The following is an 8967-nucleotide window of genomic DNA, read 5'->3' as shown; positions in this document are numbered from 1 at the left end:
TTGCGCGCCCGCGAGGTGATGTCCACGAAGCCGCCGGCGCCGGCGGTGCGATGCGGCGTCGAGGAAAGCCGCGCGACGTTGACGGATCCGTCGGAGCCGATTTCGAGGAACGACAGCAAGGAGCAGTCGAAGCCTCCGGCCTGGAAGTAGGTGAAAAGGTGCGGGGAGGCGACGAAGGCTTCCGCGTTGGAGGCGCAGCCGAACTTGAAGTCGAGCAACGGCACGCCGCCCACCGGCCCTTGCTCGATCACCCAGGTGACGGCGCCGTGCAGGCCCTCTTCGATCAGGATGCGAGGCACGTTGGCCGAGATTCCGAAGCCGATATTGACTGCCCAGCCCGCTCGAAGCTCCTGCGCGACGCGACGCGCGATGACCTTGGAGACATTGTATTCCGGGGTACGGAATGTGTGCAGCGGCCGGAACAGTTCTCCCGATATGGCCGGGTCATAAGCGGTCGCCGTGGTCTGCAGCTGGTCCGGCGCCTCGACGATGAAATCCACCAGGATACCGGGCACATGCACATCATGCGGCCGTAGCGTGCCCGGAGCCGCGACGCGCTTGACCTGGGCAATGACGATGCCGCCGCAGTTGCGCGCCGCAAGCGCCATTTCCATGGCGCCAAGCGTCGCGCCTTCCTGCTCGAAGGTGAGGTTTCCCTTCTCGTCGGCGGTAGTCGCGCGGATGATCGCCACATCCGGCCGGAGGGGAGGGAAGTGAAGCCAGGTCTCGCCGTTGAATTCGACGCGCCGCACGATCGGCGCCTTCCGGGCCGAAGCGTTCATGGCTCCGCCCTCGAGCATCGGATCGACAAATGTCTCCATGCCGACCTTGGTCAACACACCCGGACGCTGCGCCGCGCCCTCGCGTAGCATGTCGAACACGATCCCGGAGGGGAAGTTCCATGCCGCCACATCCTCGGCAAGGATACGCTGCCAGATCAGCGGCGGCTCGGCATTGGTCGGTCCTGAGGGATATGAGCCGCCGATGATGCGGCTGATCAAGCCCGGCAGGGCGATGTGATCGACCCCCTTGGTGCCGAACATGTCGCCGGCGGCAATCGGATGGATGGTGGTGATGTTGCGCGGCGCCCCTTCGCCTAGGAAACGTTTGCCAAGGGCTTCAAGCACGGCATCCGGGCAAAGCAGGCCGGACGACGAATTGACCGCTACCACCGCTCCGTCGCCTATCGCGGCGACAGCCTCCGCTGCGGACCTGACCTTGCTCACGCTACCTCTCCAAAGGCTTGGCAATAAGTAACTAGATAGTTATAAACGTGATATAGCCGCCTGCGGCTTGCAAGGCAAGCTCCGCGCCGACGGCAACCAGCGGGAGGATTTTTATGAACATCATGTTCCAGAAGGCGAACCAGCGGATGTTTGGAACTTTCCCTCTTAAGGGGGATACGCTGCGGGCTGCGATCGCGGCTGCGATCGATGCGGGTTACCGCGCATTCGACACGGCTCAGGCCTATGGCAATGAAGCCGACACGGGCCTGGCCCTGGCCGAGAGCGGCATAGCCAGGGACGAGCTCTGCATCACGACAAAGGTCACGGTTGAGAACTTCTCGCGGGAACGGTTCATGCCATCGGTCGAACAGTCCTTGCGGGATCTGAGGTTGGATCGTGTCGATATCCTTTTGCTTCACTGGCCGACGCCGGGAGGCGATATCAAGCTTTCCCTGGAACTGCTTCAGGAGGCGCAGGAGCGGGGTTTCGCCGGCACCATCGGCGTTTCGAACTACACAGCGGCGATGATGCGCCAGGCTAGGCAGATTACCGGCGTGCCGCTCGTCACGAACCAGGTGGAATTCCACCCGTTGCTTGACCAGCGCAAGCTGTTGGCGGCCGCGAGTGAAACGGGTATCCCTTTGTCTTCCTACTGCTCGGTCGCGCGCGGCGAGGTCTTCAAGCATCCGCTTTTCGCCGATATCGGCGCCGCATACGGCAAGTCGGCCACCCAGGTCGTGCTGCGCTGGATCCTGCAGAAGGGTTTGCCGATCAACACAATGTCCACCAAACCGGACAACATCCGCTCGAATTTCGACGTGATGGACTTCACCTTGTCGAGTATCGACATGGGCCGCATCAACGCCATGAATGCCGTCGGTTATCGCGTTGTCGGGAAGCGGCTGATCCCATACGCTCCGGATTTCGACGCCTGAGCGCGCGAACCGGAAGAGCGAGCAGATCCGAGGTGACTGGCAAATCCTAGCGGTTGCCTCGGATCAGGTCCGACGCATGCTCGCCGATCATGATAGTCGCCGCGTTGGTGTTCGAGCCGACCAGGGACGGCATTGCCGAGCTGTCGCAGATGCGGATGCCATCCAGCCCGTGCACTCGCAGTTGAGGGTCGACCACGGACATCGCATCATTCCCCATCTTGCAGGTGCAGGTCGGGTGATACGAGGTGCGGCCGGAGCGTCGCGCATAGGCTTCATAGTCTGACTGCGAGCGCACATTCGTGTCAGGGAAACGGAGTTCCTTGATGAATTTTCGCAGCGAAGGCTGATTGAATATCTCCCGGCTGATCTTGATGCCTTCGACCGACACTCTGAGGTCGTCCGGGTCCGCGAGGAAATTGGGATCGACGACCGGATTGTCGCGCGGATCCGGCGAACGGAGCGTCACGCTCCCACGCGATTTCGGGCGCAGCGTGTAGCTGTTCAACGTGATGCCGGACGATCCCTTCGGGACCGAAGGAACGCCCGCTTCCGCGCCGGCTCCGGCCAGGAAGTGGAACTGCAGATCGGGAACCGCTCCGGCATGATTCCCCGAGGAATGCCAGAAGGCGCCGCCCTCGACGACGTTCGACGTTATCGGTCCGGTCTTGAACAGCATGTACTGAATGCCGGCCCACAGCATCCAGTGCGTCTTGTTGTACTTGTCGAGTGAATCGTGGCCTTTCAGCTCGGCCACGATGTCGATGCCGAAATGATCCTGGAGGTTCTGCCCGACGCCCGGGAGGTCCTGGATCGTTTCGATACCATGTTGACGCAGGTGATCCGCAGGGCCGACGCCGGACAGCATCATCAGCTTCGGCGTTCCGATCGCTCCCGAGGTGACCAGCACTTCGCTGTCGGCATTTATGACCTTCAGCGAGCCGCCGACCGAGCATTCGACGCCAACGGCCCGGCGGCCCTTGAAGACGACGCGGTGGACCAGCGCCCCCGTGATCAGCGTGAGGTTCGGGCGCGCCAGGGCAGGCTTGAGATAGCCCACGGCGGCCGAGCAGCGGCGGGCGTTGCGCGTCGTGGTCTGGTAGATGCCGGCGCCTTCCTGCTTCGCGCCGTTGAAGTCCGGATTATAGGGCAGCCCGTATTCCTGGCAGCTCTGGACGAAGGCGCGCGAGACGACGTTCGGATCGGGTATGTTCGACACCCCGAGCGGTCCGTCGGTGCCGTGGAGCCTGCCGGAGAATATGCTGTTGCCCTCGGAACGAAGGAAGTACTTGCGCACGTCCTTGAACGCCCAGCCGTCCGCGCCTTCCTCGTTCGCCCACCGGTCGTAGTCGGTCTCGTGGCCCCGGGTGTAGACCTCGGCATTGATCGACGAGCCGCCGCCCAGCACCTTTGCCTGCGCGTAGAGGATCTCGCGATTGTCCGCGTGCTTCTGCGGAGCCGTCACCAGGCCCCAGGTGAGCGGTCCGGTGGTCATTTTGGCGAAGCCGACCGGCATATGGATCAGCGGATGGCTGTCCTTGCCTCCGGCCTCGATTATGCAGACGCGGACTGCCGGATTCTCGGACAGGCGCGCGGCAAGAACGCAGCCCGAAGAGCCTGCGCCGACGATCACATAGTCGAAACCTGTCGTCATCACTTGATCCAATGGGCACGCTTCCTGATCTCGATGTGGACGGACTTCACCTGTGTGTACTCCTCCACGCCGTACATTCCGGCCTCTCTTCCCCAGCCGGACTGCTTGAAGCCGCCGAGCGGCATTTCCGGCCCTCCGGCCATGATCGTGTTCACCCAGAACCGGCCGGCGCGCACGCGCCGCGTCACCACCAGCGCCTTGTCTATGTTCTTTGTCCACACGCTGGCAGCCAGGCCATACACCGTGTCGTTGGCGAGGCCGATGGCCTCCTCGACCGTGTCGAAATGGAAGGACGACAGGACGGGCCCGAAGATTTCGTCGCGGGCAATCGACATTGCGGGCGTGACCCCGGAAAACAGTGTCGGCGCGATATACTGGCCGCCGCCGAAATCCAGCGCTTGCCCGCCGGCGACAAGCGTTGCCCCTTCGGCCTTGCCCTTGTCGATATAGCTCAGGATGGTCGAATTCTGCGCATCGGTGGTGATGGCTCCCACCTGCGTCTTCGTCTGCAGCGGATCGCCGACGACGATCCTGGCCATCTTGGCGGCAAGGATTTCCTCGAACTCGCGAGCGACCGAGCGCTCCACGATGACGCGGCTCGACGACACGCAGCACTGGCCCGTGTTGAAGCTTATGCCGAAGGCTGCGCCGTCCGCCGCGTCCTCGAGGTCGCTGTCCGCGAAGACGATGATCGGATTCTTGCCGCCCAGTTCCAGGCCGAGTTTCTTGAAGTTCGAATCGGCCGCCGCATGGACGCATGAGCGTCCGACGGATGTCGATCCGGTGAAGGACAGCATATCGACATCGGGATGCTCGCTCAAAGCCTGGCCAATCGTCCGGCCTGATCCGGTGACGACGTTGTAGACGCCGTCCGGCGCGCCGGCTTCGGAAAGGATCTCGCCGAGCATCAGCGTGGTCGCCGACGTGACCTCCGAAGGCTTGACGACGACGGTGCATCCGCTGGCAAGGATGAAGGGAATGCGCTCGCACAGGATCAGGAACGGGAAATTCCAGGGCGTGATGAGCCCGACCACGCCGACCGGCTCGCGCAGCACCATGCCGAAAAGGCCGTCGCCGAGACTGTTGAAGCTGTCGCCATGCAACAGCCTCGCGGCGCCCGCGCCGACCTCGAAGCAGGCAATGCAGTGATCGATCTCGCCGCGCGCCTGGGAGATCGGCTTGCCGTTCTCCAGGACCTCCCAATAGGCGATTTCGTCGCGGCGGCGGCGCAGGGTCTCGGCCGCCCTCAGCAGCACGCCGGCCCGGTCGGCGCCTGGCAGTCCGGCCCACCGGCGATCCTCGAATGCGCGGCGCGCCGCCGCGACGGCGGCATTGAGGTCGTCCACCGTGCATCTGGGCGTGAGCGTCACCGGCACGCCGTGGCCCGGCGACCGGCGCTCGAACAATGCGCCGCCCTTGCGCCAGGATCCGTCCGACCAGAACCCGAATTCGCGTGGTGCATCCGGCAGGGGTGCGCGGTCAGTGAAATCGAGCATGGAATGCCTCCGTTCTGGCGGTGCGCCGGCCGCCCAATGCTCCTGGCAAGCGGGTCGCGCCGGCGCCTAGTTCAATATGATTTGCGTCTTGAGATCCCGGGGCCGCTCGGCCAGGGTCTCGAAGGCGCGCTGGATGTCGTCGAGCGGAAAGGTCGCGCGTGTGAACGCCTCGGTTCGGAAGCGGCCATGCGACAAGAGCGTCAGCGCATCGTGCATGTCTTCGCCCATGCCGGCAACCGAGCCCTTGAGACTGTTCTCCTCGAGTATGGTGCGAAGGATATCGACCGGCACCGTGTCGTTGGGTCCGCTGAGGCCGAAGAAAGCGACATGGCCGCCCTTGCGGATGAGCTCGAAAGCGAACGCGTAAAGCCGCGGCGAACCGACGCTTTCGATCACAAGATCCGCGCCGCGCCCGCCGGTCCTTTTCAGCACCTCCTGCTTAAGCTGGGCGGGATCGGCGACCGCTGCGTCCGCCCCGGCTGCAAGGGCAAGGCGGCAACGGTCTTGCGACAGGTCGGCGATGATGATCGGCGCGGCGCCGCACAGGCGCATCATCTGGACATGCAGATTGCCGATTGGTCCGGCTCCGAGGATCACCACGGACTGGCCGAAACTCGCCTGCGCCTTGCGCGCGGCGCGCACCACGCAGGACACCGGCTCCGTCAGGGCAAGCACCTCGACCGGCACATCGTCCGGGGCCGGTATGACAAGCCTGGCCGGCACGCACACATATTCGGCGAAGGCGCCTTCGCGCCCGATGCCCACCTGCGTCATCGACGGGCAGTTGAGGATCTCGTTGCGGCGACACCAATAGCACTGGCCGCAGCCGATATTGATATCCGCGACGCAGGTCGTGCCCGGCTTGATATGCTTCACACGCTCGCCTGTCGCTGCGACCGTCCCGGCAAACTCGTGGCCCGGCACCAACGGCAGCCGGTCGGCCGCATAGTGACCGTTGAACATATGGATGTCCGTGCCGCATATGCCGGTCCGCTGGACACGGATCAAGGCGTCGTCAGGTCCCACCTCCGGAACGGCGACCTCGCGCAGATCGAAACGGTGCGGAGCGGTCAGGACGGCGGCGCGCATTGTTGCCATGGCTTGTCTCACTTCACCGTGCGAAGCTTGGAGCGGTCGATGGTCAGGGCGATGGCCGCGATCAGCACCAGGCCGAAAACCATCTGTTGCTGCGTCGCCGCGATGCCGAAATAGAGCATCGAGGCGCGGATGACCGCCACGATCAGCGTGCCGATCGCGGTGTTGAGCACACCGCCGACGCCGCCCGTCAGCGGTGTTCCGCCGACAAGCACCGCCACGATGGCCGGCAGCAGGAAGCCGTTGGCGATCGTCGGCGCGCCGCCCGACAGCTTGACGGAGAACAGCAGCCCGGCCACCGCGGCCAGCCCTCCGGATATCGCAAAGGCGAGGATTTTGTAGCGGGCGACGTTGAGACCGGACGCGGCTGCAGCCAGTTCGCCGGCGCCCACTGCCTTCAGCGCCCGGCCGAGGACCGTGCGCCGTTCTAAGAGCAAGCAGATCGCCAGCAGGCCGATGGCGATGAAGAGCTCGTGCGGCACGATACCGGTTCGACCGATCATCCAGCCGAACGTCTCGTTGCGCTGGGTGGCGTCCATGTTCAGGGCGCGGTTGCCGGAAAGCCATTGCGCCACCGAGAAGCAGATCCCGCCGACGGCCAGCGTGGAGATGAAGGATGGGACGTACATGCGGGTGGTCAGGTAGCCGGAGAGCGTTCCCAGCGTGAACCCGGCAAGGATGCAGAGCGCCGCCACCCAGATCCCCAACGGCGCCAGATAGACCGAGGCGACGACGGTGATCATGTTCGCCATCGACTGTGCCGACAGGTCGATGCCGCCGATGTAGATCGCGAAGGTCAGTCCCAGCGCCATGATGAACAGCGGCACGATATCGCCTGCGAGGCTCAGCAGATTGGCGGGCTTGAGAAAGCTCGGATCGGCGATGCCGACGATCGTGACCAGGACCAGGAGGGTGATCCAGGGGAAGTGCGGCTTGAGGCGTTGGATGTCCATGGAGGCCCCTCAGATCATGTAGTGCAGAAGGTCGTAGAGCGTCGGCTTGGAACCGGGCACGCAGTCGAAGCGCTTCTGGATCTCACCGTCCTTGATGACGACGATGGTGTGGGAGAGGCCGATCGCCTCTTCGAGCGTGTCGGCGACCAGGACAACGCCGACCCCGTCGTCGCACATCTCCCTGATCATGTCGTACACATCCTCCTTGGCGCCGATGTCCAGGCCTCGGGTCGGATGATCGAGCAGCATGATGTCGGAGCCGCCCGACCGCCATTTGGCAAGCACGACCTTCTGCTGGTTGCCGCCGGAAAGGTTGCCGCAGTCGGCATATTCGGAGCTTGCCTTGATGGCGAGCTTGCCGATCCATTTCCGGGCAAGGGCACGCTCGTCGGCCACGTCGAGCCAGCCCATCCGCGCGTAGTGCGGCATTTGCGAGAGCGTCATGTTCTCGTAGACATTCATGCCGGCCACGATGCCCTCGATCTTGCGCTCGCGCGGCACATAGCCGACGCCGCGCTCCACCGCTGCGCGGGCGGTCAGCCTGGAGACGGTCTCGCCCTTGATCTTCAGCGTGCCCTTGGTAGGCGTGCGCATGCCGTAGATTGTTCGAAGGATCGCTTCGCGGCCGGAGCCCTCGGTGCCGACCAGGCACAGGACCTCGCCGGCATGCAGCGTCAGCGAGATATCGTGAACCCGTCCCGGCAGGTCCACGCCCGACAGCTCCACCAGCGGCCTCGTCGCGTCGTAGGGCTTTTGCCGCTGCTCACGGTAATATTCCTTATCGACATGGCGGCCGACCATCTTGTGCTGGATCGCCTCCGGTGTCGCTGCGCCGCGCGAGACGACATCGACCACCTGGCCGTCCTTCATCACGTAGATTCGGTCCGAGAGCTCCATCACCTCGTCCATGCGGTGGGACACGAAGATGAATGAAGCGCGCGTCGTCAACTCCCGCACGAGCTTGAACAATAGCTTCACCTCTTCCTCGGCCAGCACCGAGGTGGGCTCGTCGAGCAGGACGACCAGATGACCCTGCACCCGCTCCTCCAGCGTCAGCACCTTGGCCAGTTCCACAAGCTGGCGCTGCGCGAAGGAAAGGCTCGAGGTGATGGTGCGCGGATCGATATCGAGCTTGACCTTTGCAAGCTGCTTCCCGGCGGCTTTGGCCATCGCCTTCCAGTTGACCACGCCGAAGCGCGAGAACTGGTCTTCATAGCCCAGGAAGATGTTTTCCATCACGGACAGGTTGGTGATCAGCGATTGCTCCTGAAACACCATGCCGATGCCTCGCTCCATGGCGTCGCGCGGGCCGCCGAACCGGACAGGCTTGCCATCGATGAGCATCTCGCCGCCGTCGGGCTGGTAGGCGCCGTAGATCACCTTCATGAGCGTGGATTTGCCAGCGCCATTCTCGCCCACCAGCCCGACGATCTCCCCCCGGCTGATGGAAAAGTCGACCGATTTCAGCGCATGGACGCCCGGAAACTTCTTTTCGACGGCTTTCAATTCATACATTGCGGCCTCACTTGACGAACGCGACCGCGCGCCGGTCCGTCGACAGGATGACCGCTATGATGACCAGCAGCCCGAGAACGGCGGCCTGCAGGAAAT

General features: G+C 63.9%; 7 protein-coding genes. 1 reads left to right on the top strand and 6 read right to left on the bottom strand.

From position 1 onward, the window contains the following. Positions 1-1226, bottom strand: a 1226-nt coding sequence (locus tag EOA27_RS10950; RefSeq protein ID WP_127256143.1) for a malonate decarboxylase subunit alpha, incomplete at its 3' end; no start/stop codon positions are given. A gap of 113 nt (positions 1227-1339) precedes the next feature. Between EOA27_RS10950 and EOA27_RS10945 the strand changes: the two genes are divergently transcribed. Continuing rightward, the gene (locus tag EOA27_RS10945) at positions 1340-2161 is read left to right on the top strand and encodes an aldo/keto reductase (RefSeq protein ID WP_127256141.1); all 822 of its coding nucleotides are present in this window, start codon (positions 1340-1342) and stop codon (positions 2159-2161) included. Between the two features lie 46 nt (positions 2162-2207). On the opposite strand, the gene EOA27_RS10940 is transcribed toward EOA27_RS10945, so the two are convergent. The 5 genes from EOA27_RS10940 to EOA27_RS10920 form a co-directional block, all read right to left on the bottom strand. Beyond that, positions 2208-3812, bottom strand: a complete 1605-nt coding sequence (locus EOA27_RS10940) for a GMC family oxidoreductase N-terminal domain-containing protein (protein ID WP_126079143.1) — start codon at positions 3810-3812, stop codon at positions 2208-2210. Continuing rightward, positions 3812-5308: an aldehyde dehydrogenase family protein gene (locus EOA27_RS10935; protein WP_126079142.1), complete on the bottom strand. Its 1497-nt coding sequence runs from the start codon at positions 5306-5308 to the stop codon at positions 3812-3814. Before EOA27_RS10935 ends, EOA27_RS10940 begins: the two co-directional genes overlap by 1 nt. 66 nt (positions 5309-5374) lie before the next feature. Next, positions 5375-6406: an alcohol dehydrogenase catalytic domain-containing protein gene (locus tag EOA27_RS10930; RefSeq protein WP_126079141.1), complete on the bottom strand. Its 1032-nt coding sequence runs from the start codon at positions 6404-6406 to the stop codon at positions 5375-5377. Positions 6407-6414: 8 nt separating this feature from the next. Then, on the bottom strand, positions 6415-7356 hold the full coding sequence (locus EOA27_RS10925) for an ABC transporter permease (protein WP_126079140.1): 942 nt from the start codon (positions 7354-7356) through the stop codon (positions 6415-6417). A 9-nt stretch (positions 7357-7365) separates the two neighbouring features. Next, positions 7366-8871 (bottom strand): sugar ABC transporter ATP-binding protein, encoded by a 1506-nt coding sequence (locus EOA27_RS10920; protein ID WP_126079139.1) that lies wholly within the window; start codon positions 8869-8871, stop codon positions 7366-7368. Positions 8872-8967 lie beyond the last annotated feature (96 nt).

This window comes from Mesorhizobium sp. M2A.F.Ca.ET.037.01.1.1 (genome assembly GCF_003998075.1).
Lineage (GTDB): Bacteria > Pseudomonadota > Alphaproteobacteria > Rhizobiales > Rhizobiaceae > Mesorhizobium.
The sequence above is the reverse complement of the archived record's forward strand: the minus strand, read 5'-3'. Positions and strand labels throughout refer to the sequence as shown.